Origin of the sequence: Pseudooceanicola sp. HF7 (genome assembly GCF_011806405.1) — a bacterium.
Taxonomy (GTDB): Bacteria; Pseudomonadota; Alphaproteobacteria; order Rhodobacterales; family Rhodobacteraceae; genus Pseudooceanicola.
In genome coordinates, this window is record NZ_JAATOW010000043.1 from 1 (window position 1) to 22,541 (window position 22,541).

The 22,541-nt window shown below is 64.8% G+C and carries 22 protein-coding genes; 13 read left to right on the top strand and 9 right to left on the bottom strand.

Translation table 11 applies throughout. The features are described from left to right. The 3 genes from HCZ97_RS18025 to HCZ97_RS18035 form a co-directional block, all read right to left on the bottom strand. Nucleotides 1-950 (bottom strand): Fic family protein (locus tag HCZ97_RS18025; protein WP_167690505.1); only part of this gene is annotated, 950 nt, incomplete at its 3' end. 193 nt (nucleotides 951-1,143) lie between these two features. After that, nucleotides 1,144-2,232, bottom strand: a complete 1,089-nt coding sequence (locus tag HCZ97_RS18030) for a ParB/RepB/Spo0J family partition protein (RefSeq protein WP_167690506.1) — start codon at nucleotides 2,230-2,232, stop codon at nucleotides 1,144-1,146. A gap of 3 nt (nucleotides 2,233-2,235) precedes the next feature. Next, entirely contained in the window at nucleotides 2,236-3,660 is a 1,425-nt protein-coding gene (locus tag HCZ97_RS18035) for an AAA family ATPase (RefSeq protein ID WP_167690507.1), read from the bottom strand. Nucleotides 3,661-4,252: 592 nt separating this feature from the next. On the opposite strand from HCZ97_RS18035, the gene HCZ97_RS18040 reads away from it, so the two are divergent. After that, the gene (locus tag HCZ97_RS18040; protein WP_167690508.1) at nucleotides 4,253-5,458 is read left to right on the top strand and encodes a replication initiation protein; all 1,206 of its coding nucleotides are present in this window, start codon (nucleotides 4,253-4,255) and stop codon (nucleotides 5,456-5,458) included. A 38-nt stretch (nucleotides 5,459-5,496) separates the two neighbouring features. Here HCZ97_RS18040 and HCZ97_RS18045 read toward each other — a convergent pair whose 3' ends face one another. The 4 genes from HCZ97_RS18045 to HCZ97_RS18060 all read right to left on the bottom strand — a co-directional run bounded on the left by HCZ97_RS18045 (nucleotide 5,497) and on the right by HCZ97_RS18060 (nucleotide 9,212). Further along, nucleotides 5,497-6,360 (bottom strand): amidohydrolase family protein, encoded by an 864-nt coding sequence (locus tag HCZ97_RS18045; RefSeq protein WP_167690509.1) that lies wholly within the window; start codon nucleotides 6,358-6,360, stop codon nucleotides 5,497-5,499. A 4-nt stretch (nucleotides 6,361-6,364) separates the two neighbouring features. Then, nucleotides 6,365-7,498: a mandelate racemase/muconate lactonizing enzyme family protein gene (locus HCZ97_RS18050; RefSeq protein WP_167690510.1), complete on the bottom strand. Its 1,134-nt coding sequence runs from the start codon at nucleotides 7,496-7,498 to the stop codon at nucleotides 6,365-6,367. Between the two features lie 4 nt (nucleotides 7,499-7,502). Beyond that, nucleotides 7,503-8,408, bottom strand: a complete 906-nt coding sequence (gene kdgD, locus HCZ97_RS18055; protein ID WP_167690511.1) for a 5-dehydro-4-deoxyglucarate dehydratase — start codon at nucleotides 8,406-8,408, stop codon at nucleotides 7,503-7,505. A gap of 78 nt (nucleotides 8,409-8,486) precedes the next feature. Next, nucleotides 8,487-9,212: a FadR/GntR family transcriptional regulator gene (locus HCZ97_RS18060; protein WP_167690512.1), complete on the bottom strand. Its 726-nt coding sequence runs from the start codon at nucleotides 9,210-9,212 to the stop codon at nucleotides 8,487-8,489. 155 nt (nucleotides 9,213-9,367) lie between these two features. Here HCZ97_RS18060 and HCZ97_RS18065 point away from each other — a divergent pair, with 155 nt between their 5' ends. From HCZ97_RS18065 to HCZ97_RS18080, 4 genes are all read left to right on the top strand, one after another. Further along, the gene (locus HCZ97_RS18065; protein WP_167690513.1) at nucleotides 9,368-10,342 is read left to right on the top strand and encodes a TRAP transporter substrate-binding protein; all 975 of its coding nucleotides are present in this window, start codon (nucleotides 9,368-9,370) and stop codon (nucleotides 10,340-10,342) included. 95 nt (nucleotides 10,343-10,437) lie between these two features. Next, complete coding sequence (locus HCZ97_RS18070) at nucleotides 10,438-10,947, top strand: TRAP transporter small permease (RefSeq protein WP_167690514.1); 510 nt, start codon at nucleotides 10,438-10,440, stop codon at nucleotides 10,945-10,947. Beyond that, nucleotides 10,948-12,225, top strand: coding sequence for a TRAP transporter large permease (locus HCZ97_RS18075; protein WP_167690515.1), 1,278 nt, complete (start codon nucleotides 10,948-10,950; stop codon nucleotides 12,223-12,225). Between the two features lie 36 nt (nucleotides 12,226-12,261). Then, nucleotides 12,262-13,056: an NAD(P)-dependent oxidoreductase gene (locus HCZ97_RS18080; protein WP_167690516.1), complete on the top strand. Its 795-nt coding sequence runs from the start codon at nucleotides 12,262-12,264 to the stop codon at nucleotides 13,054-13,056. A gap of 565 nt (nucleotides 13,057-13,621) precedes the next feature. Here the strand turns inward: HCZ97_RS18080 and HCZ97_RS18085 are convergent. Continuing rightward, a complete protein-coding gene (locus HCZ97_RS18085) occupies nucleotides 13,622-14,014 on the bottom strand; it encodes a RidA family protein (protein ID WP_167690534.1) in 393 nt (130 codons plus the stop codon). 222 nt (nucleotides 14,015-14,236) lie between these two features. On the opposite strand from HCZ97_RS18085, the gene HCZ97_RS18090 reads away from it, so the two are divergent. From HCZ97_RS18090 to HCZ97_RS18125, 8 genes are read left to right on the top strand one after another with little or no spacing between them, the layout of a single operon-like run. Then, nucleotides 14,237-15,229, top strand: coding sequence for an ABC transporter substrate-binding protein (locus HCZ97_RS18090; RefSeq protein WP_175581773.1), 993 nt, complete (start codon nucleotides 14,237-14,239; stop codon nucleotides 15,227-15,229). Between the two features lie 48 nt (nucleotides 15,230-15,277). Beyond that, nucleotides 15,278-16,063: an ABC transporter ATP-binding protein gene (locus HCZ97_RS18095; RefSeq protein WP_167690518.1), complete on the top strand. Its 786-nt coding sequence runs from the start codon at nucleotides 15,278-15,280 to the stop codon at nucleotides 16,061-16,063. Further along, the gene (locus HCZ97_RS18100) at nucleotides 16,060-16,914 is read left to right on the top strand and encodes an ABC transporter permease (protein ID WP_167690519.1); all 855 of its coding nucleotides are present in this window, start codon (nucleotides 16,060-16,062) and stop codon (nucleotides 16,912-16,914) included. The genes HCZ97_RS18095 and HCZ97_RS18100 overlap by 4 nt, the downstream gene beginning before the upstream one ends. Next, nucleotides 16,911-18,179: a cytosine deaminase gene (locus HCZ97_RS18105; RefSeq protein WP_368484397.1), complete on the top strand. Its 1,269-nt coding sequence runs from the start codon at nucleotides 16,911-16,913 to the stop codon at nucleotides 18,177-18,179. Before HCZ97_RS18100 ends, HCZ97_RS18105 begins: the two co-directional genes overlap by 4 nt. Next, nucleotides 18,176-19,579 (top strand): FAD-binding oxidoreductase, encoded by a 1,404-nt coding sequence (locus HCZ97_RS18110; RefSeq protein WP_167690521.1) that lies wholly within the window; start codon nucleotides 18,176-18,178, stop codon nucleotides 19,577-19,579. The genes HCZ97_RS18105 and HCZ97_RS18110 overlap by 4 nt, the downstream gene beginning before the upstream one ends. 4 nt (nucleotides 19,580-19,583) lie before the next feature. After that, the gene (locus tag HCZ97_RS18115) at nucleotides 19,584-20,162 is read left to right on the top strand and encodes an NAD(P)H-dependent oxidoreductase (protein ID WP_167690522.1); all 579 of its coding nucleotides are present in this window, start codon (nucleotides 19,584-19,586) and stop codon (nucleotides 20,160-20,162) included. Beyond that, entirely contained in the window at nucleotides 20,163-20,789 is a 627-nt protein-coding gene (locus HCZ97_RS18120) for an NAD(P)H-dependent oxidoreductase (protein WP_167690523.1), read from the top strand. It begins immediately after the preceding gene. A 21-nt stretch (nucleotides 20,790-20,810) separates the two neighbouring features. Next, complete coding sequence (locus HCZ97_RS18125) at nucleotides 20,811-21,599, top strand: creatininase family protein (protein ID WP_167690524.1); 789 nt, start codon at nucleotides 20,811-20,813, stop codon at nucleotides 21,597-21,599. Nucleotides 21,600-21,608: 9 nt separating this feature from the next. On the opposite strand, the gene HCZ97_RS18130 is transcribed toward HCZ97_RS18125, so the two are convergent. Further along, a complete protein-coding gene (locus HCZ97_RS18130; protein ID WP_167690525.1) occupies nucleotides 21,609-22,541 on the bottom strand; it encodes a hypothetical protein in 933 nt (310 codons plus the stop codon).

Sequence of the window (22,541 nt, forward strand, 5' to 3'; positions counted from 1 at the left end):
AGGCCCTGTTCCAGCCGCGCGGGGCCTTCGGCGAACAGCCGGCGCAGGACGCGTTCGGCCCGCTCGGGCAGATCGGGGTGGCGGGTGAAAAAGGCGTTGCGGCGTACCAGGAAGCGCGCCTCTGCCTCGGCCTCTGCCACGCCATCGCCGAGCCGTTCCAGCAGCCAGAGCACGAAGGACGTGGCATCCACGCAGCCGCCGCTGACCTGCCGCCCGGCCTGAAGCGCCGCGTAATAGCCGCGCTTGTCGGCCTCGATCTGGCGGGAGAGCGAAAAGGGCAAGGCCCCCTGCCCCGCCGCGAAGACATGTTCGATCAGCGCCCGCCCGATCCGCCCGTTGCCGTCGGAAAACGGGTGGATGGATTCAAACCACAGATGCGCGATGGCGGCCCGGATGGGCACCGGCCTGCGGTCCGCCGCGAGCCCCTCAAGGAAGCGCGCCATCTCTGCCGGCACGGCCTCTGGCGGCGGCGCGGTGTAAAGCACATCCTCCCGCCGGCCGGTCACGCCGCGCACGATCTCCATGGGAAAGCTGCGCCAGCGCCCCTTGTCCTCGATCTCGATGCCGTGGAACAGCAGCTCATGCCAGTGGCACAGGCGCTCCCCGGTCAGCGCGCCCTGCCCTTGCCGGGCTTCCAGCATCAGCTCCGCGATCGCATCGGAGCGCTTGCGCGGCGCCCCGTCGCCGGCCGCTCCGGCGCGGTGCTTGAGAGAGGCCACGACAGAGGCCTCGATCTCTGCCGCCGCCAGGGTCACATCCTCGATCGCGAAACTGGCCAGCGCCTCGCCGGTCACGGCCCTCAGGAAGACCTCCTGCCGCTCCTCGGGCGTGAGAGAGGCCTGCAGCCCCTCCACGGCGCCCAGCCGGGCCGAGAACCGCGCCAGGGGCGCCTCGGTCCGGTCCGGATCATGCCGGAAGTCCGGCCATTCATCCCGTGTCCAGATATGCATGAGGGGTTTCCTGCGCGCTTTCCCCTCAAAAATCAACAGAAAATGAGGGGAAAGCGACATGCTTTCCCCTCACCCTCTTGCTGCAATGCGGCAAGTGTTTGATTTTGCGGTGTCTTGCCAGTTGTCCATTCCCCGCCCCGGCTTCGCAGCGGGCGACGCGGCCCTCTTCCTGAAGATCGGCCAGGCCCCTGCCCTAGCGGTCCAGCAACCGCTCCAGCTCTGCCACGGCCTGTTCGACGAGGTCCCGGGGCAACGGCTTGCCCTTCAGGCGGATGGTCCAGCCCTGGCGGTCCTCGCCATACTCCAGCGTCACTCCACTGTTCAGCGCCACCTCGCGCGAGGGCGGCGGGGTCTTGCGGGGGCGCCCGCCCTTGCTGCGGTCCGGCGCGGCCGGCTCCACGCGGGCCATCGCCTCGGCGATCATCTCGGCTTCCTCCTCCGGCGTCTCCGCGACCCGCGTTGCTAAGGCCTCGCGCATCTGGGCCTCGCCGCCGTTGCGCAGCACCGTGGCCAGCTTCAGCCCGTCGCGCTCCTTGATCGTGTCCGGGAAGGCAAGCATGTCGCCAAGCTCTTCAAAAACCAGGGCAAAACTGCGGATCTTGGAGCGTTTCGCCTTCGACGCCATCGGGAACAACGCCTCGACCGCCGCCTCCACGTTGACAAAGGCGCCCTGCTGGCTGGCAATGACGGCGATCCTGCCCCGCTCGAAATGGCTGAGGCCCGAGCGGATCTCGTTCTCTTCGACCATGGCGGCAAAGGTGCCCCCCATGGCCGCCGGATCCCGCACCACGGCCTTGATGGTCTCGTACTGGCCATCCTTCGCGTTCAGCCCCCGCAGCGCCTGGAAAGCCCGCAAGCGGCGGTAGCCCGACAGCAGCCCGTAGCGGTAGCCGCGCCCCTCCTCCTCCAGCGGGAAGACCTCCACCGGCAGGCGCAGGCCGTTGGCCGCGATGGACAGCTGAAGCTCCTGCATGTCCTCGGCGTCAAGCGCAACGCGGTCCCGCACCAGGGCCTCCGCATCGATCTGGTCAAGCGGTATCTCCGCCATCACCAACCCGCTGCTCTCGGCCGCGCGCAGGCGCTCGGCGTCGCTGTGGTCGCGCGCGATCCGGGCGCGCTCCTCGGCCGGGCGGGCCTCGTAGGCGCTGGCCGAATCCGCCGCCACCTGGGCGATCGGTGCGGTCAGGGGCGACCGCCCTGCCCCGGTTTCGCGGCGAAACTCCTCTTCGATCTGGCTCAGCGCCTCGACCGAGGGGGTCTCAAGCTTGCGTCTCTTGGCCATGGATCAACCCTCCTCTGGCTGTGGTTCGTCTTGCCGGGCCTCTGCCTCGGCCATTTGCTGATCGCGCCACCAGGTGCCCAGGATCACCTGCTTCACCTCGGCCCAGGTCCGGTCGAAGGTCTCGCGCCCGCGGACATAGGTATCGCGGTTGAAGTCACGATAGTCGGTCTCGTAGATGCCGGAAACCTGCTCTCCGGCCTGGCCGACCATGGCGGTGACTTCCTGCCTGTAGGTGGTCATGAAATCCCCGAAATAGGCCTGGATGACATTGGCCAGATCCGTCTGCTGGGCGGAATCAAAGCGGGTGATCAGCGCCCGCACGGCGTCCCATTCAAAGCGCATCTCCGGCAGGCCATCCTGCCGCCGGATGCGGTTCTCGCCCTCCTCGATGGAGGCGAAGGTCGAATAGATCATGTCGAAGAACCGCCCCGTGGAATCGAACTCTAGGAAGCTTGCCCCCAAGGGTACCAGCAGGATGTCCGCCGCCGACAGAGCGTTGATCGTCAGGTAGCCAAGTGCCGGGGGCGTGTCGAGGAAGACCACGTCGTAGTCGTCCAGCAGCCCGCCGTCCTCAAGCGCGTTCTGGAGCGCATCCCAAAGCGGCCAGCTGCGCGCCTGCATGCGCCAGACCGGCACCTGGAACTCGGACCAGTAAAGGTTCAGCTGCGCCCCGATCAGGTCGATATTCGGCCAGTGCGTCTTCTGGATCAGGTTTCGCGGCGAAACCGTCAGGGCTTCTGTCAGGGTTTCGTCGAAGGGGATCGGGGCCTGTCCAGCGGCCTCGCGCACGCTGTTTTCCTGTTGCAGGTGCTTGGCATAGTCGCGCGCCAGCAGCGGGAAGGCGGTCTGCCATTCGTCTTCGACCTTGCCGCCCATGATCGAGGTCATCGACCCTTGGGAATCCAGGTCGATCACCAGCACCTTGTAGCCATCGAGGGCGGCGGACATCGCCAGGTGCGCCGCGGTCGAGGTCTTGCCCACGCCGCCCTTGAAGTTCGCCACGGCCACGACCTTGGCCGGCAGGCCTTCGGGGCGCCAGGCGCGGTATTCGCGGTTGGGATCGCCCTCGGCGGCGAAGTGATCGCGCAGGCGCAGGACCTCATCCAGGGTGAACCATTTGGAATTGCCGTCGCCCGTGCCCTGCGGCAGATCGGGGTTTGCCTTGAGCACCCGGCGCATATGCGCGGGCGCGACGGGGATCAGGTACTTGCAGACCTCCCAGGTGGAGAACTTGCGCAGGCGCTTCTTGCCGTCGGGCGCATAGCCGCGACGGGCCAGGTCATCCCGGCCGCGGGCCGCAAAGTTCGCCGCCTTGGCAAAGCGGGTTGTATTGATCGGATCGGACAACTGGCTTGCCGCCTCGGCCGGGTCTATGTTGAAGTAGGGCGGGACCTCTGGTCGGGTGCCGTTGCCGGATTTCGTGGCCATAGAAACTCCCCATGTCCGCAGTTTTCCAAGATATCCGGGAAACTATCGCACATGCCGGGATCAAAGTGAATCGGGATGCGTCCCAGATTCCCAAAAATCCACATATCCAAAGCAACGAACAGTCTGTTTAGTCTCTTTGAGAATCTTTTAAGAATCTTTACGGTCAAATTTCATCAATTATCCCAGATAGTTAGCCATAATCGGGTGCCCGGATACGGGAGCAACGGGGGCTTGATGCGGGGCGAAGGGGACCCGGATACGGGATCAGGGGCTCCGATTCGCGGGAAACCGGGGCCGGGGGACTCCTTTTGCGCCTGAAACAGGCGGTTGGACCGGGGATTGCCCCGGTGCCGAGTCGGCCCGTGGAACCCCGATCCCGTAATCGGGTACCTTTCGCCAGAGGCTGTTCCCCATAGGTGCCCGGATACGGGATGGCCGCAAAGGTGCCAAAAGGAAACTTGCTTGCGGGCACCTTATCCTGAATACTCCTCTCCAAAAGCGGGACACCCCGGCGCGCCCGGGGATTCGCGATCCCGCAGGCGCGCAGCAGGACCCGGGTCACGCCCGGCGACAGGCAGGAGAGACCAAGGGCATGAGCGACATTCCCCGCGAAAGGCTGACCGGCAGCCTGCGCCGTGGCGCGGTCAAGAAACACGTGGCGGCGGTGCATGTGTCGGGCAAGCTGACGCTGCTGCAGCGCAAGCTGAGCAACGTGCTGCTGCTGAACGCCTATGACACGCTGATCAGCCAGCCGGTGCATCGCATCGACGCCCGCACCCTGTGCCTGATGATCGGCTACAACTCGAACGACCAGGACACGCTGAAAGCCTCCTTGCGCGGGCTGGCCGAGACGACGGCGGAATGGGACATGCTGGACGAGCAGGGCCAGCAGGAATGGGGCGTCTCGTCCTTGCTGTCCTATGCCAAGCTGAAGGGCGGGATCTGCGAATATGCCTATTCCCCGGCGCTGGCGGAGAAGATGCACGACCCCAAGGTCTTTGCGCTGATCAACCTGAACATCCAGCGGCGGTTCACGAGCGGCCACGCGCTGGCGCTTTACGAGAACTGCTATCGTTTCGTGCGCACGGGCAGCACCGGCTGGTGGGACCTGGACCTGTTCCGCCGCCTGATGGGCGTGTCGGACAGCGCCTATTACGACACCTACAAGCACCTCAACGCCAAGATCATCAAGCCCGCCGTGGCCGAGGTCAACAAGACCTCGAACATCGTGGTGACGCCGGAGACGCGCAAGATGGGGCGCACGGTAACGGATATCCGGTTCAGGATTGCAGAGAACCCGCAGCTGGCGATTCTGGACCTGGATGACGGCGAAGGCATGCGCAATTCCGAGGTATACGCGCGCATCCGTGCCCTTGGCGTCAGCGACCGGCTGGCGCGGCAGTGGATCGGCGAACATGGCGATGCCTACGTGCGCGAAAAGCTGGATTACATCGCGGGGCAGGGCGGTGTGAAGAACGCCGTCGGCTACCTGACCGCCGCGCTGAAGCAGGATTTCCGGGCAGAGAGCGGCGGGGCCTCGCGCTCTTCAGAGGTTTCGCCGCGAAACCAGCCGACCTCGCCCCGCGCGCAACGGCTGGGCCGGATCCAGGAGCTGGCGCGGGCACGCACGCCCACGCAGCGGGACGCCGACAAGCGGTTGTTCCTGTCCCAGCTGGAGGGCGCCGCGCGCGACGATTTCGAGCGCTACGGATGGATGTCGGCCCTGAACGCCCGCGCGATCATCGCCTTCTGGGAAGAGCTGTCGCCGGGGGCCTTCGACGGAGTCGCCCCGGAATAGCAGACGGGCAAGGGGGCGGATGACGGCGCCCCGGTGTGTCAGGCAATCGGTTTCAGGCCGAAGAATTCCTGCGGGTTGGTGACGAGCGCCCTGGTCCGGGTGTCCTCGTCCAGCCAGCCCAGGACGGTGTCCAGAAGGGCCCGGTCGTCGGGGTATTCCGCTTCGGTCTTGGCCAGGTTGTGCGGCCAGTTCGTACCCCAGATCAGCCGTTCGGGCGCATGGGCGGCGAGGGTCTGCGCCACGGCGGCGACATCGGAATACTCCGGGCCACCCTCGCGGGAGCTTTCGTAGCAGCCCGCCAGCTTGAACCAGCATTTGCCGCCGTCGATCAGCCGCTTGGTGGCGGCGACCTCGGGGCCGTCGGGCAGGGCGCCGTCGAAGAACTTGCCGTGATGGTCAAAGCACCACTTGCTGCGCAGGGCGGCCAGGCGGGGCTCAAGCTCCACCACGCGGTTGCCGTGGAACTGCACGCCCAGCACCCAGCCCATGTCAAAGGCGATGGCATCCAGCGCCTCCAGCGCTTCAAGTCCCACGGCCCCGCCGGGCAGGTCCATGATGCGCAACCCGATGATCCCGCCATCGGCCAGCCGGGCCAACTCGGCCCCGCCGACCTCCGGTTTCACCGCCGCGATGCCCCGCGCGACGTCCCCCATCTCGGCCAGGCAGACCAGCAGGTTCTCGTTGTCGTCCTGCTGCGCGTTTCCTTGCGTGACGATGGTGCGCTCGATCCCAAGCCATCCCATCAGCTCGCGGTACATCGCCGGGGTGGGGAGCGGTTCAGCCGGGTTCGGCGGGCCGCCGGGCAGGGCAGGGTAGCCCGGCAGGTACATGTGGCACTGGCTGTCCACCGCACCGCGGGGCAGGGTGATCGCGGGCCTGGGGCCGGAAACGGGGCGATGCATGGGGCTACTCCTTCGGCGCGAATTCCTTGAGCGCCGCGCGGTTGATCTCCACCCCGATCCCGGGGGCAGAGGGGATGTGCACCACGCCGTTCTCGTGCTCGATGGGGGTGCTCAGCACCGCCTGCCGGAAGGGGTTGTGGGTGCGGTCGAATTCCAGGATCGGCTCAACCGGATTCACGCGCACGGGGTTCGGGATCATCGCGGCCATGAACTGCAGGCTGGCGGCGATCTGCACGCCGGTGCCCCAGACGTGCGGGACGACCCGCACGTTGTGCAGCGCGGCCATATCCGCGATCCGCTTCATCTCCGTAAAGCCGCCGCAGCCGCATAGATCGGGTTGCAGGATATCGACGCAGCGCGTCTCGATCGGCTCTTTCATACCCCATCTTGCGTGCCAGGTCTCTCCACCCGCTATGGGTAGGGGTTGCTGGCGGCGCAGCTCACGGTAGGCGGACAGGTGCTCCGGCGTCACCGGCTCTTCGAACCAATCCACGCCAAGATCCGCGGCGGCGCGGCCAATGCGGATCGCCTCCACCGTGTCGTAGCCGTGGTTGCCGTCGATCATCAGCCGCATGTCCGGGCCCATGGCCTCGCGCACGGCGCGGATGACGGCCATGTCCTCCTGGAAATCGAAGCCGATCTTGATCTTCATGGCGTGGAACCCGGCGGCGCGGTGACGCGCGGCTTCCTCGGCATTGTCGGTCACCCGGTCGACGCCATCGCGCTTGAAGGCGCCGGTGGCATAGGCCTTCACGCTCTCGCGGAAGCGCCCGCCCAGCAGGGTAGAGACCGGCACGCCGAAGTGCTTGCCCTTGATGTCCCAGAGCGCGATGTCGATGCCCGACAGGGCCGTCACGGTCAGCCCGCGCTGCCCCTGGTCGCGCAGCGCATTATAGAGCGTCGCCCAGATCTTCTCCGTTTCCAGCGGGTCCATGCCCACCAGCCAGTTGGCATAGGCCTTGACCACGGCGGCATTCGGGCCCGCCGGGCCAAGGCATTCGCCCCAGCCCACCGTGCCATCATCGCAGATCACCTCCACCAGGATGTGCTGGCGGCGGTCGAACCGCATGGAGGCGCTTTGGAAGGGTGTCTCCAGCCGGTGTTCCAGCAGGTGCGTGTGGACAGCTTCGATCTTCATCTCTTCACCGTTTGTAGGGCGCGATCAGCTTCGCCATCATCTCCACCTCTTCCGGGGTCAGGTCCGTCAGGGGGGAGCGCACCGGCCCGGTGTCAAAGCCCTGAAGCTTCACCCCGGCCTTGATGGCCGAAACGGCGTAGCCCTTGGAGCGATTGCGGATCTCCATGAAGGGATAGAAGAAATCATTCAGGATCTGCGTGCAACGGTCCGTCTTGCCGGCGCGCAGGCTGTCGTAAAAATCGATCGCCAGCCCGGGGACAAAGTTGAACACGGCAGAGGAATAGGTGGTGAAGCCGGCGCCCAGGTAGGCCTCGGCGAACAGCTCGGCGGTGGGCATGCCGCCCAGGTACATCAGCCGGTCGCCCATCTTGGCGGTGACCTGGCGCACCAGGCCGATATCGCCGGAGCCGTCCTTGAAGCCCACCAGGTTGGGGCATTCATCACAGAGCCGGGCAAGGGTGTCAGCCTGCAGGATCGAATTGTCCCGGTTGTAGACCATGACGCCGATGCCGACGCTTTGGCAGACCTTCTTGACGTGGGCATAAAGCCCCTCTTGCGGGGCATCGATCAGGTAATGCGGGATCAGCAGGATGCCATCGGCCCCGGCCTTTTCTGCCGCCCGGGCGATGTCCACGGCGATTTCCGTGCCGTAACCGCAGCCCGAAACGATCGGGATATCGCCAGAGACGGACTTGGCCGCGCTGACGATTTCCGGGATCTCATCGGGCTTGAGCGAAAAGAACTCGCCCGTTCCCCCGGCGGCAAACAGCGTTGCAGCGGGGTATTGGGACAGCCAGCCCACGTGCTCTTCGTAGCTGGCGCGATTGAAAGCGCCGTCCGCGCCGAAAGGCGTGACCGGGAAAGAGAGAAGGCCAGACCCAAGAGAGGTCTTCAGGTCGATCGGGTCCATATCCATAGCTCCGCTTGTTGCTTTCCAGCAGAGCTAACCGGCTTGCCATACAAGTGTCAATCACTTGTATGATCTATTTTAGCCACCCCGCAGAAGCCGCCGATACCGCGCTTGGCTGCCCTGCAGGTGGCGCCGCATCGCGTCACGCGCGGCATTGGCATCCGCGGCGGCGATGGCATCGGCAATGGCGCGATGTTCCTCTGAAATCATGGAGATATAGCTGTCCGAACTGCGCTCTGCGCCTTCGCGCGGCAGGGTGGCGCGCGGAATGACCGCCAGGCCCATGACCTCAAGGAACTCCCGGAAGCGGGGATTGTTGGTGGCATCGGCCACCGCCAGGTGAAAGCGCAGGTCGGCGGCGGTGGTCGGCTTGCCCTCTTCGGCAAGCTGGCGCACCTCGGCTTCCGCTTCGTAGATCTGCTCTTCCTGCGCGGGGGAACGGCGGGCGGCGGCAAGCGCTGCGGCCTCCATTTCAACGGCGATCCGCAGCTCCAGCATCTCGACGATAGAGGAAATCCGCGCGGTATCGACGATCTGGAAGGGGCGGGGGGCAATGGGTGCGGGCTCCAGCACGAAGACGCCAGCGCCCTGGCGCGGCTGCACCAGCCCGTCGGCGCGCAGGGCGGCGATGGCTTCCCGAATCACCGTGCGAGAGACCGAGAATTCCTCGGTCAGCTTGGCCTCTGAGGGCAGGCGATCGCCTGGCGAGAACTCGTCGCTTTCGATCCGGCTGCGCAGCGTGTCGACCACATCGGCCACCAGATTGCCCCGCGGCGCTGCTCTGCTCTTTATATCATTTGCCATGGGCTGCTCCTGTGCTCAGAATAGATAAGAGGAATTTCAGCGCGATTGTCAAATCTGCCCCGAAGATATCAGACATGTTGACAAGTGATAAGATGAATCCTCATAAGTGAGCCCGATGGCGGTGCAAATCGCCTCGGTTTCAAGGGAGGAACACCATGAACTACAAACATACCGCAGTAACGGGCCTGCTGGCGGCGATGGTTGCAATGCCGGCGCTGGCAGAGGACTGGCGCGGCTGGAACATCCATCCGGAAGACTACCCGAACTCCATCGCGCTTGAGATGTTCGCAGAGCAGGTCGCCGAAGCCACCGAGGGCCGCGTGACCCCGCAGGTCTATCACAACGCCGTCCTGGGCGCGCAGCCCGACGCCATCGAACAGGTCCGCAACGGCGGCCTGGATTTCGCGAACTTCAACATGGGCCCCATGGGCCAGATCGTGCCCGCCACGAACGTGCTGTCGCTGCCCTTCATCTTCAAGGACGTGGACCACATGCACCGCGTCATGGACAACGAGATCGGCGAGCGCTTCTCCAAGGCGCTGTCCGAAGAGGGCCTGGTGGCGCTCAGCTGGTTCGACAGCGGCTCGCGCAGCTTCTACAACACCAAGAAGCCGATCATGTCCCCGGCCGATGTCGATGGCATGAAGTTCCGCGTCATGAACAACGACCTCTATGTCGACATGGTTGACCAGCTGGGCGGCAACGCCACCCCGATGGCCTATTCCGAGGTGTACCAGTCGCTGAAAACCGGCGTCATCGACGGGGCAGAGAACAACTACCCCTCCTATGACAGCTCGAACCACTTCGAGGTGGCGCCCTATTACTCCATCACCAACCACCTGATCATTCCCGAATGCATCTGCATCTCCACCGCAAGCTGGGAAGCGCTGAGCGCGGAAGACCAGGAAATGGTGAAACAGGCCGCCGTGGACGCCGCCGAAACCCAGCGTGAGCTTTGGGCAGAGCGCGAGATGGCCAGCCTGGAAAAGGTCAAGGCAGCCGGGTCCAAGATCAACGAGGTCGATGATCCCAAGGCCTTCCAGGATGCCATGGGCCCGGTCTACGCAGGCTTCCTTGCCGAAAACCCGGACCTGGAAGCGCTTGTCAAAGACATCCAGGCCACCGACTGACCGGTAAGCTGACACCAAGCCCCGGCCCTCAAAAGGGGCCGGGGCTTTTCATGCCGGGACACCCGCGACGGACGACCGCGGAGAGGGATTTGAAGATGACGGAAGAGACAGAGGACAAGGGGCAGGTCTACCGCGTTCTCGACCTGCTCTCGCGGGCGTGCATGATCGTCGCGGGGGTGCAACTTGTCGGCCTGATCGCGATCTTCGGCTGGCTGGTCTTCGGCCGCTACGTGCTGAACGACACGCCCACCTGGGTGGAACAGGCAGCCCTGCTGCTGGTGGTCTGGGTGACCTTCCTGGGCGGCGCGGCCGGGGTCTGGAACAAGGCCCACCTGTCCATGGATTTCGTGAGAGAGATGATGCCGCCCCGGATCCGCATCCCGCTGCGCTGGCTGGCGGTGATCGGGGTGATCATCTTCGGCGGCTTCCTGGCCTGGCAGGGCTGGGAACTGGCGGACAAGACCTGGCGGCGGCAAATCCCGATGTTGGGCATCGCAGAGGGCTGGCGTGCCATCCCCATGGCGATCTGCGGGGCGCTTTCCGTGCTCTTTTCCCTCTACCACCTTGCCGCGCTTGCCCGTGGCGAAGACCCGATGGAGCGTTAAATGGGCCTCGCAATTCTTTTCGGCCTCTTCTTCCTGGGCCTCCTGGCCGGCATGCCGGTGGCCTTTGCCCTGGGCCTGGCGACGGTGGGCGGCTTCCTTTACGAAGGCCTGCCGCTTTTCATCGGGTTCCAGCGCATCCTGTCGGGGATCTCCGTCTTTTCGCTGCTGGCCATTCCCTTCTTCATCTTCGCCGGCGACCTGATGATGCAGGGCGGCATCGCGGCGCGGCTGGTGCGCCTGGCCGCCTCTGCGGTGGGGCGCTCGCGCGGCGGGCTGGGCGTGGTCAACGTGGCCTCTTCCATGCTCTTCGGCGGCATCTCCGGATCCGCCGTGGCCGATACCTCGGCGCTTGGCTCCATCCTGATGCCGGTGATGAAGGAAAAGGGCTATGACGCGGATTACGCCGTCAACGTGACCGTGACTTCCTCCGTGGCCGGGGTGGTGATCCCGCCCAGCCACAACATGATCCTCTACGCGGTGGCCGCCGGTGGCGTCTCGGTCTCGCAATTGTTCATCGCCGGGATCGTGCCGGGGCTGCTGATGTGCCTCTGCCTGGGCGTGGTCGCCTGGTACATCGCCGTGCGCCGCGGCTACCCGGCCGAGGAATTCCCCGGCTGGTCCGCCCTGATGGTCAGCTTCATCGTCGCCCTGCCGGGGCTGATGACGGCGGTGATCATCGTCGGCGGCGTGCTTTCCGGAGTGATGACGGTGACGGAATCCGGCGCCTTCGGGGCGATCTGGGCCCTTGTGGTGACGATCTTCGTCTACCGCGAACTGTCCTGGCCGGGCTTCAAGCGCGCGGTCTTCGGCGCGGTGCGCACCACGGCGCTGGTCATGACGCTGGTGGCGACGGCTTCGGCCTTTGCCTATCTGCTGGCGCTTTACCGGGTGCCGGACAACCTGGCGACCTTCGTCACCACTATCTCGGACAATCCCATCGTCATCCTGCTGCTGCTGAACCTGACCCTGCTGATCCTGGGCATGATCATGGACATGGCCGCGCTGATCCTGATCTGCACGCCGATCTTCCTGCCGGTCGTCACCGGGCTGGGGATGGACCCGGTGCAGTTCGGCGTGATCCTGATGATGAACCTGGGCCTTGGCCTGTGCACCCCGCCGGTGGGCGCCTGCCTGTTCGTGGGCTGTGTCGTCGGCGGTATCCGCATCGACCAGGCAGTCCGCACGATCTGGCCCTTTTACGGCGCCATCGTCGTGGCGCTGATGCTGGTGACCTACGTGCCGGCCTTCTCGATGTACCTGCCGTCGCTGCTGCAGTAACGCCAGCGGCGCACGATCCGAAGAATAGGAGTACCCATGAAACGCTTGCTGATCACCGGCGCCGGCGGAAACCTTGGCAAACTGGCCCGCGCCCGGCTGGGCCACATGGCCGATATCCTGCGCCTCTCCGACATCGGAGAGATGGCCCCCGCCGCCGGCCCGCATGAGGAAGTCGTGCCCTGCGACCTGGGCGACGAAGCCGCGGTGATGGAGCTGGTCGCGGATTGCGATGCCATCCTGCACCTTGGCGGCGTCTCGGTGGAACGTCCCTGGAAGGACATCCAGAACGCCAATATCACCGGGGTCTACAACCTTTACGAAGCCGCGCGCGCCCATGGGATGCCGCGGATCTTCTTCGCCACCTCAAACCATACCATCGGCTATTACACCCAGGACAAGGTCCTGACCGTGCAGGACCCGGTGAAACCGGATGGGCTTTACGGCGTGTCCAAGTGCTTCGGCGAAGCCATGGCCTCGCTCTACCATTCGAAATTCGGGCAGGAGACGGCGCTGATCCGTATCGGCTCCTGCTTCGAAAAGCCTGTGGACCGGCGCATGATGGCCACCTGGCTGAGCCCGGATGACTTCATCCGCCTGGTCGAATGCGTCTTCCGCGCGCCGATGCTGGGCTGCCCGGTGATCTGGGGTGTGTCGAACAACGACGAAGGCTGGTGGGATACCTCCACGGCGCGGCTGATCGGCTGGCGCCCGCAGGACAATTCGGAAACCTACCGGGCAGAGATCGAGGCGGCCCAGCCCTGTCCCCCCGCCGATGCGCCCGAAAGCCGCTACCAGGGCGGCAAGTTCACCGCCGAACCGATCCACAAGTAAACCAGCCGGCCCGATGACCGGGGAAACGGGCGCGCCCTCCATCGAGAAGGGCGCGCCCGTCTCCGTGCCTGCGGCACGTCGGCGGACGGCCCTGTGCGTTCTGACGGGGCGGGCCTGATGACGGGTTGGCCTGATGACGGGGAAGGGCGCGCGTAAAGGGGCCGCGCATTTTCTCACCAAGGTCTTAACGCTTTGCCCCGCGACCGTGCGGAGCGCACCGACGTAATACCGACGCGATACCGACAGGATACAGACGCCGCACCGGCGCCGTTTTCAGCGCCCCGCCGCGCCCTGTCCCGGGCTTCGCAAAGGGCCCGGAGCGGCGGCGTTGGCCCGGCGCGCGCGCCCAATAAACAGGCAACCGCACGATCGCAGGGCGACAAACACTCCCTTGCCCCGTGACATGTATCTGAAAGCCCTCTTAGCCTCTGTGTCGAGTAGAAGCGGATCGGCCAGGCTGGATCATTGCTCATCCCAAACCTGAAGGTACGCCCGATCCGGGTGGCGATGGAGAGAGATGAGACACCTGAATCCCAAGGCCAGCCAGACGGCAATTGCCGCCCCTTCAGGGCAGGGCAGCCATCACTTCGACCTCCACCACGAATTCCTCCCGCGTGAAGCCGGAGACGATCATCAGGGTCGATGCCGGCAGGTGCGACACCTGCGCCAGCCAGGCATCCCGCGCCGCCATGTAGCCGGCCATATGCGCGCGGCCCGTGACGAAGGCATTGATTCGCAAGACGTTTTCGCGGCTCGTCCCGGCCTCTTCCAGGATCGCGTCGACATTGGCGAAACACAGCGCCGCCTGGGCTTCGGCGCCCTCGGGCACCGTGCCATCGCTGGCAAGGGCCAGCTGGCCAGAGGTCAGCACGATGCCGTTTCCGCCCTCAAGCGCGACGCCATGGGCGTAACGGGCAAAGGGCGGGGCGATGGTCTGCGGGACAAGGCTGCGGATCATGATCATTCCTTTCTTCTGCTGTCTCTCTTTCGCAGGACAGCAGCACAGGGCCAAGCACGGCGCGCTGGCCCGGGGCGAAAAACGCCTGAAATCGGGCAGCAGGGCAGGGGGAATGCCCATTCCCTCACCGCTGCGGACCCTGGCGCTGCAACGGAGAAGAAGGGGCCTTGAACCCCCCGTTAAATCATTCAAAAGACTAAAAAATCCAACCGGGAGACTATGATGAAATCCTTGAAACTTACCGTCACCGCTGTGGCCCTGCTCTCTGCCGGGGCCGTCCAGGCCCAGGATCTGACCAAGGTCAGCTTCGGCACCAACTGGCTGGCCCAGGCCGAACACGGCGGCTTCTACCAGTCCGTCGCCGATGGCACCTATGCCGATTGCGGCCTGGACGTGACCATTGTTCCCGGCGGCCCGCAGGTGAACAACCGCGCGCTGATGCTGGCCGGCCGGATCGACTACCACATGGGGGGCGACCTGCTGCAGGCCTTCAACGCCGTGAAGGAAGGCGTGCCCGTCGTCTCTGTCGCCGCGACCTTCCAGAAGCACCCCCAGGTGATCATCGCCCACCCCGGCAAGGCCGAAACCTTCGAGGATCTCAAGAACCTGACCCTGCTGATCGGCGACAACGGCTACCAGTCCTACTACCAGTGGATGATCCAGGCCTATGGCTTCACCGCCGAGCAGCGCGAGCCCTATACCTTCAACCCCGCCCCCTTCCTGGCGGATGACACCATGGGCATGCAAGGCTACCTGTCCTCTGAGCCCTATCTCATTGAAAAAGAAGGCGGCTTTGTCCCCGATGCCTTCCTGATCGCGGATGCGGGCTATTCCACCTACGCCACCACGATCGAGACAATGGCAGACACGATCGCCGAGAAGCCCGAGCAGGTGCAATGCTTCGTCGATGGCTCCATCAAGGGCTGGTACAACTTCCTGTACGGTGACAGCGCCGCCGCGCGCGAGATGATCATCGCCGACAACCCCGAGATGACCGAAGACAAGATCGACTTCGCGATCGAGAAGATGATCGCCGAGGGGATTGTCGATTCCGGTGACGCGGAAACCATGGGCATCGGCGCAATGACCGAAGAGAAGGTCAGCGACTTCTACACCAAGATGGTGGATGCCGGCGTGATCGAGGACGACATCGACTGGAAGGCTGCCTTCACGACCCAGTTCGTGAACCAGAAAGTCGGCATGGACCTGAAATAACTTAGTAAAATCGGGTGGGGGCTCCCCCCCACCTGATCGGAGACCGCTATGTCACTCTCTCGCCCGCCGCTCGGCGAACGCTCGACGCTGCTACAGATGAACCACGTGGAAAAGACGTTTCGCGGGAACATCGTTGCGCTGAAGGATATGAACCTGACCGTGAACGAAGGGGATTTCATCTCTCTTCTCGGTCCCTCCGGCTGCGGCAAATCCACTGCGCTGCGCATCATTTCCGGGCTGATGCAGCCCACGGCCGGCCAGATCCGCTGGACCGGCGGCCAGTCCAAGGACGACCTTGGCGTGGTCTTCCAGGAGCCCACGCTGATGCCCTGGGCGCGCGTGGTGGACAACGTCTGGCTGCCCTTCCGTCTGCGCGGGATCAGCTACAACGAGGTCAAGGACGAGGTGCTTCAGGCGCTCAAGCTGGTGGGCCTTGAGAAGTTCCAGCGCGCCTTCCCGCGTGAGCTTTCCGGCGGCATGAAGATGCGCGTCGCCATCGCCCGCGCCATGGTCACCAAACCGCGGCTTATCCTGATGGACGAACCCTTTGCCGCGCTGGATGAAATCACCCGCCACAAGCTGAACCAGGACCTGCTGGCCCTGCGCGAAGCCATTGGCTGCACAGTGATTTTCGTTACCCACTCGGTCTTCGAATCCGTCTTCCTGTCCGATCGCATCGTGGTCATGGCTGCGCGCCCCGGCCGCGTGATCCGCCAGCTGGAAGTGGATGCGGCCTATCCCCGGACAGAGGAATTCCGCACCTCTGCCGAATATGCCGCCCATTGCCGCGAAGCCTCGGACGCCCTGCATCAAGCCATCGGAGAAGCGGCATGAGCATCACGGACACAGGTACCGAAACCCCGCTTGTCGACCAGGAGGAACTGGATCGCGCCCGGCGCGAGAAGATCATGCGCATGGCGCGCTGGCTGCTGCCGTCGCTGGTGCTGATCCTGTCGGTCCTGGCCTGGCATCTTTACGTGACCATCGCGGAAGTGCCCCATTACATCCTGCCCGGGCCCGGCCTTGTGGCGCAGAAGATGGTAGAGGATTGGCCGCTGCTCTGGCCGGCCATGGTGATCACCGGACGGCTGACCCTTCTGGCCCTGCTGATGGCGGTCGCCGGGGGCGTCGTGCTGGCCGTGGCCTTCACCCAGTCGAAATGGGCAGAGATGTCCTTCTTCCCCTATGCGGTCATCCTTCAGGTGACGCCGGTCGTGGCCATCGCGCCGCTGCTGCAGATCTACATCGACAACGCCTTCATGGCCGCGCTGCTCTGTGCCTGGATCGTGGCCTTCTTCCCGATCCTGTCCAACACGACCATCGGGCTGAAATCGGCGGACCATAACCTTGAGGATCTCTTCTCCATCTACGGGGCGACGCGCTGGCAGAAGCTGCGTTACCTCTATGCGCCGACCGCGCTGCCCTTTTTCCTGGGCGGTCTCAAGATCGCCGGCGGGCTGGCGCTGATCGGCGCCGTGGTGGCCGAGTTCGTCATCGGCCGTGCCGGCACCGGCCTTGGCCTTGCCTCGACCCTGCTCGAGGCCTCCTATCGCTTCAACTTCGGGCGTCTCTATGCGGCGCTCATCCTGATCTCTGTCATGGGCGTGGTGATCTTCGCGCTCATGTCCACGATCAGCTACCTCGCGCTCTTCCGCTGGCATGAAAGCGCGCTCAAACGGGAATGACCATGGACTTCAAGACCTTGCCGGAGGGGGACTTCACCCTTCGGAACGTGACCGTGCCTGCCTGCCTGCTGGGGCAGGAGGGCGGCCTTATCCGCAAAGACATCGGGATCGCCGGGGGCCGCATTGCCGCGCCGGCGGGCCAGGACGTGGAGATGGGCGGCGCGATGCTGCTGCCGCTCTTCACCGACATGCACACGCACCTCGACAAGGGGCATATCTGGCCGCGCGCTTCCAACCCGGACGGTACGTTCGACGGGGCGCTCAGAACCGTGCGCGCCGATCACGCCAACTGGGAACCCGAGGACGTGCGCGCCCGCATGTCCTTTGCCATCCGCAGCGCCTATGCCCATGGCACCGCACGGATCCGCACCCATGTCGATTCCGTCGACGGGCAATACCTGCGCACCTTCCCGGTCTTCCAGGAGCTGCGCGAGGAATGGGCCGGCCGCGTGGATCTTCAGGCTTCCAGCCTGATTTCCTGCGACCGGATCGACCCGAACGGAGAGTTCGGCGATGTCGTCCGCGTGGTGACAGAGGCCGGCGCGACACTGGGCATGGTCACCTACCCGATCCCGGAGCTGAAGCAGGCCCTGCTGACCTTCTTCGAGATGGCCGGCAAGGCCGGACTGAACGTGGATTTCCATACGGACGAGACGATGGATCCCACCTCGGAAACGCTGCGGATGATCGCGGAAACGGTGCTGGAAACCGGGTTCGAGGGCTCCGTCGTGGTGGGGCACTGCTGCTCTGTCTCGACGCAATCTGTCGACCGGGCGATGGACACGCTGGACCTGGTGGCCAAGGCTGGGTTGAACCCCGTGTCGCTGCCCATGTGCAACCTCTTCCTGCAGGATCGCCACGCCGGGCGCACCCCGCGCAACCGCGGCGTCACGCTGGTGCATGAGATGAAGGCGCGCGGCATCAACGTCAGCTTCGCGTCGGACAACACCCGCGATCCCTTCTATGCCTACGGCGATCTCGACATGGTCGAGGTCCTGCGAGAGGCGACCCGGATCGCACACCTGGACCATTCGGACCCGGACTGGATCCGGTCCTTCATCACCAACCCGGCCACGGCCTGCGGCTGGGAGGCCCCCTCCCTTGCCACGGGCGCGCCCGCCGATCTTCTTCTGTTCCGCGCTCGCGAATGGACCGAGTTCTTCGCCCGTCCGCAAGCGGACCGCATCGTTCTGCGCCAGGGGCGTGCCATCGACCGCACGCTGCCCGATTACGCGGAACTTGACCACCTGATGAGGCTCTCATGACTGCCAATATCGAGGCCGCAAAGGCCGCCCTTTCCCACCTGGATCTCGAAACCCGCGACCAGGGCATCAAGGCTGCCAGCCGCGATTTCTTCTGGTACTCGCCGGTGCTCAAGGATCGCCTGGAAGGGGTCAGCGCCGATTTCGTCGTCCGCCCCCGCTCGGAAGCCGAGGTGATCGAGATCCTCAAGACCTGTTTCGAGCATGACGTGCCGGTCACCACCCGCGGCGCGGGCACCGGCAACTACGGCCAGGCCATGCCGCTTGCCGGCGGCTGCGTCATGCATCTGCGCAACATGGACAAGGTGAAAGAGGTTACACCGGGCCGCGTCGTGGTTGAGCCGGGCTGCGTGCTCAAGGACCTGGACGCCCACTGCAAGGAGCATTCGGGCCAGGAGCTGCGCATGTTCTCCTCCACCTGGGAAACCGCGACCATCGGCGGCTTCGTCGCCGGGGGCTCGGGCGGCGTCGGCTCCGTCACTTGGGGCGCGCTGCGCGACCTGGGCAACATCATCCGCCTGCGCGTCGTCACCATGGAGGCAGAGCCCCGCGTGCTGGAGTTCCGTGGCGAGGAGCTGGCCCGTGTCAGCCACGCCTATGGCACCAACGGCATCATCACGGAGATCGAGATGCCGCTGGCCCCGGCCTATGACTGGACCGATGTCTTCGTCGCCATGGATGACTTCAAGGAGGCCATGGAATTCGCCGATGAGCTGGCCAATGAAGACGGCATCCTGATCAAGCTGGCCTCTGTCTACGAAGCGCCCATCGCCCACAGCTACTTCCAGCGGGTGAAACCCTTCGTCAGCGAAGACAGCAACTTGATCGGCCTGATGGTTGCGCCCCATTCGATGGAAGGCTTCCTGACCTTCCTCGCGCGGCGTCCGAAGGCCAAGATGATCTACCGCAGTGATGATCACGACTGGCCCCGCCGCCCGGGCAAGATCTTTGAATATGGCTGGAACCACACCACGCTGCGGGCGCTCAAGGTCGATCCGGAGATCACCTACCTGCAGGTGCGCTACGCCTTCCCCGACCATATCGAACTGGTCGAGAAGATCCGCGCCATGTTCCCCACGGAAGAGGTCATGCAGCACCTCGAAGTGCTGAAGAACGGCGGCAAGGTGGGCTTTGCCGGGCTGACCCTGGTGCGCTTCACCACCGAAGAGCGGCTGGATGAGATCGTGCGCCTGCACGAGGAAGCCGGCGCGCTGATCTTCAACCCGCATCGCTACACGCTGGAAGAAGGCGGGCGGCAGATGACCGATGCCACCCAGCTGAACTTCAAGCGCGAAGCCGATCCCAAGGGGCTGCTCAACCCGGGCAAGATGATCTCCTGGGATGATCCGGATTACGCCTACGACAAGATGTATGCCTATCCCGGTCTCAAGGCAGAGGCATGAGCGCATGAAAGCCCTGGTTATCTTTGCCCACCCGGTCCCGGAAAGCTATTCGGCGTCGCTTCACAAGAAGGTCGTCGAAACGCTGGAAGGGCGCGGCTGGGAGGTCGACGATTGGGACCTGAACGCCGAAGGCTTCGACCCGGTGCTGAGCTGCGAGGAACGCCGCAACTACCACGAGGACGGCCCGCACCGCGATCCGCTGCAACCCTATATCGACCGGATCATGAAGGCCGAGGCGCTGGTGCTGGTCTTCCCGGTCTGGAACTTCGGCTTCCCGGCGATCCTGAAGGGCGTCTTCGACCGGATCTTCCTGCCCGGCGTCTCCTTCCGGATCGAGGACGGCTTCGTGAAGCCGAACCTGACCCACATCAAGAAGCTGGCGGCGGTCACCACCTACGGCGGCACCCGCTGGCGGGCCCTTGGCGCGGGCGATCCGCCCCGCAAGATCGTCAAGCGCGCGGTCTGGCACGTGACCCGGCCCGACACGATGAAGTACCTTGCGCTCTATGACATGAACCGCAACAGCCCCGAGACGCTCAAGGCCTTCATCGACAAGGTCGGCCGCGAGATGGAGAGCTTCTGAATGCGGGCCCTCGTCGTCTATTGCCATCCGCGTCCTGACAGCTTCACCGGCGCGATCCGCGATCTGGTCATGTCCCGGCTGGCAGGGGCGGGGGCAGAGCTGCGCCAGATCGACCTTTACGCCGAAGGCTTCGACCCGGTGATGTCGGGGGCTGAGAACGCCGCCTACCTGGACTGCTCCATCGGTACCGATCACATGGCCGCGCATGTCGACGCCCTTGGCTGGTGCGATACGCTGATCTTCATCTACCCGACCTGGTGGTACGGGCTTCCGGCCATGCTGAAGGGCTGGCTGGACCGGGCGCTACTGCCCGGCTCCGCCTTCCTCATGCCAGAGGAGGAGGGCGGCGACATCAATCCCGGCCTGACCCATATCCGGCGGCTCGCGGTCTTCACGACCTGCGGCGCCAGCTGGTGGCTGACCCGCCTGGTCGGCGCGCCCGGCCGCCGCACGATCCTGCGGGGCCTGCGCATCCTTTGCGCCAAGCGCTGCCGGACCGCCTATGCTGCCCATTACCTGATGGACAGCTCCACCCCCGAAAGCCGCGCGAAACACCTGTCACGGGTGAACCGCAAGCTTGACCGTTTCCTTGGCCGCCGCGCCAAGCCCCGGCAGGCCCAGGCCTGACCGCAATCCCCGGAGAAGACCATGACTCGCCGTAACTGGTACGAATACCGCGCCCCTGAATTCAAGGCCGTGGACCCCGAACGCGCCATCGCCATCCTGCCCACGGCAGCAGTGGAACAGCACGGGCCGCACCTGCCCGTGGGCACCGACACGATGATCGCCGAAGGCATGCTGAACGTGCTGCAGGAGACCTGCCCCGATGACCTGGATATCCGGGTGCTGCCGATCATGGCCGTGGGCAAGTCGAACGAACACCTCTGGGCAGAGGGCACGCTGACGCTGACCGCCGAAACCGCCCTGCGCGCCTGGACGGAAATCGGCCTGTCCGCCGCCCGAGCCGGCTACCGCAAGATCGTCATCGCCAACAGCCATGGCGGCAACCTGGATCTGATCTCCATCCTGTCGCGCGAGCTGCGGGTAGAGGCCGGGATGCTGGCGGTGAAATGCCAGTGGGGCAACTTCGGCTACCCAGAAGGCATGTACACCGATCACGAGCGCAAGTACGGCATCCACGGCGGGGATGTCGAAACCTCTCTCATGCTGGCCTTCCGGCCCGATTGCGTGGACATGAGCCAGGCGCAGAACTTCGTCTCAAGTGCCGAAACCGCGCCGATCCCGCCGGTGGGGCCGATCAGCCAGGCCTGGATCGCGGCGGATCTGTCCGATGACGGGACCGTGGGCGATGCCTCCATCGCCACCGTGGAAAAGGGCCGCGCCACGGCCGATCACCAGGTGGCCGGCTTCATCGAGATGCTGCGCACCATCCGCGACCTGCCGCTGCCCACCAAGAAGGCCAAGATCGAGCTCTAGGGCCAGACCCTAGGGTTCCAGGAAGGTCAGGTCCATCTGGCTGCGGATCTTCAGGATGTCCTTTTCGTAGGTCCGCACCAGGTGGTCCCGCTCGTCCGCGGTCCAGGGATCATAGCCGGGATAGAGCGGGCTGCGCGGAAAGGCATCCTGGATTTCAACACGTTGCGCGATGGCGGCCTCTCCGCCGATGCGCTCGGCGCGGGCCAGGATCTCCTGCACGGCACGATGCGAGGCAGAGGGGCGGTCGTTCGTGGCCTTGGGCGAGGACAGCTTGGCCGCGTCCAGCCCCGGCCCGATCAGGTTGCCGATCACGGTAGAGGACAGCGCCCGGAACTGTTCGTGCCGCCAGATCACCAGCCGGGCCTTGGGAAAGCTCTTCTGCAGCAGCTGCAGGTAGGGCAGCCAGCTGGGCAGCGATGACAGGACGGCCCGCTTCATCACCGTATCGGACATGATGTGCTCGCCACTGGCCGAGCGCAGGAACTCCACATAGGCCGAGGCGAAGAAATCCGCGTAGTTGCGGATGGCGATATGCACCTCCGTGACCGGGTAGATGATGTGATTGGCAAAGATCGGCACCAGCATCTCGCGGCGGTTATAGAGCTCTCCTGAACGGACGCATTGCCCGCAGTGCCCCGGCAGGTTCTCATCCGACAGGATGATGCGCTCGCCCGGCTTCGCCTTGATCTTGTTGAAGAATTTCTTCGCGACCTTTTCCAGTTCCTTGTCGGAAACCTTGGTGCGGTACTTCAGGCCCAGCTTCTGGTAGCCGTTCAGCTGGCAGGGATAGGTGTAATCCTTGCGCGTGTCGCGGTGGTGGATGTAGTGCACCCCCTGCTTGCGCATCTTGTTGGCGTTGCGTTGCAGGATCGACTGCACGTAGCTTGTCGCGGTCTTGTGGACGCCGCCGTGAACGATGACGTAGGGGGGCTCTTTCGCCAT

Coding starts and splice junctions, on each gene's coding strand:
- HCZ97_RS18060 (WP_167690512.1), bottom strand. CDS start 9,212: ATGGCAAATGATATAAAGAGCAGAGCAGCGCCGCGGGGCAATCTGGTG.
- HCZ97_RS18100 (WP_167690519.1), top strand. CDS start 16,060: ATGAGCATCACGGACACAGGTACCGAAACCCCGCTTGTCGACCAGGAG.
- HCZ97_RS18075 (WP_167690515.1), top strand. CDS start 10,948: ATGGGCCTCGCAATTCTTTTCGGCCTCTTCTTCCTGGGCCTCCTGGCC.
- HCZ97_RS18040 (WP_167690508.1), top strand. CDS start 4,253: ATGAGCGACATTCCCCGCGAAAGGCTGACCGGCAGCCTGCGCCGTGGC.
- HCZ97_RS18095 (WP_167690518.1), top strand. CDS start 15,278: ATGTCACTCTCTCGCCCGCCGCTCGGCGAACGCTCGACGCTGCTACAG.
- HCZ97_RS18070 (WP_167690514.1), top strand. CDS start 10,438: ATGACGGAAGAGACAGAGGACAAGGGGCAGGTCTACCGCGTTCTCGAC.
- HCZ97_RS18035 (WP_167690507.1), bottom strand. CDS start 3,660: ATGGCCACGAAATCCGGCAACGGCACCCGACCAGAGGTCCCGCCCTAC.
- HCZ97_RS18120 (WP_167690523.1), top strand. CDS start 20,163: ATGCGGGCCCTCGTCGTCTATTGCCATCCGCGTCCTGACAGCTTCACC.
- HCZ97_RS18050 (WP_167690510.1), bottom strand. CDS start 7,498: ATGAAGATCGAAGCTGTCCACACGCACCTGCTGGAACACCGGCTGGAG.
- HCZ97_RS18085 (WP_167690534.1), bottom strand. CDS start 14,014: ATGATCCGCAGCCTTGTCCCGCAGACCATCGCCCCGCCCTTTGCCCGT.
- kdgD (WP_167690511.1), bottom strand. CDS start 8,408: ATGGACCCGATCGACCTGAAGACCTCTCTTGGGTCTGGCCTTCTCTCT.
- HCZ97_RS18090 (WP_175581773.1), top strand. CDS start 14,237: ATGAAATCCTTGAAACTTACCGTCACCGCTGTGGCCCTGCTCTCTGCC.
- HCZ97_RS18080 (WP_167690516.1), top strand. CDS start 12,262: ATGAAACGCTTGCTGATCACCGGCGCCGGCGGAAACCTTGGCAAACTG.
- HCZ97_RS18130 (WP_167690525.1), bottom strand. CDS start 22,541: ATGGCGAAAGAGCCCCCCTACGTCATCGTTCACGGCGGCGTCCACAAG.
- HCZ97_RS18105 (WP_368484397.1), top strand. CDS start 16,911: ATGACCATGGACTTCAAGACCTTGCCGGAGGGGGACTTCACCCTTCGG.
- HCZ97_RS18115 (WP_167690522.1), top strand. CDS start 19,584: ATGAAAGCCCTGGTTATCTTTGCCCACCCGGTCCCGGAAAGCTATTCG.
- HCZ97_RS18045 (WP_167690509.1), bottom strand. CDS start 6,360: ATGCATCGCCCCGTTTCCGGCCCCAGGCCCGCGATCACCCTGCCCCGC.
- HCZ97_RS18030 (WP_167690506.1), bottom strand. CDS start 2,232: ATGGCCAAGAGACGCAAGCTTGAGACCCCCTCGGTCGAGGCGCTGAGC.
- HCZ97_RS18110 (WP_167690521.1), top strand. CDS start 18,176: ATGACTGCCAATATCGAGGCCGCAAAGGCCGCCCTTTCCCACCTGGAT.
- HCZ97_RS18065 (WP_167690513.1), top strand. CDS start 9,368: ATGAACTACAAACATACCGCAGTAACGGGCCTGCTGGCGGCGATGGTT.
- HCZ97_RS18125 (WP_167690524.1), top strand. CDS start 20,811: ATGACTCGCCGTAACTGGTACGAATACCGCGCCCCTGAATTCAAGGCC.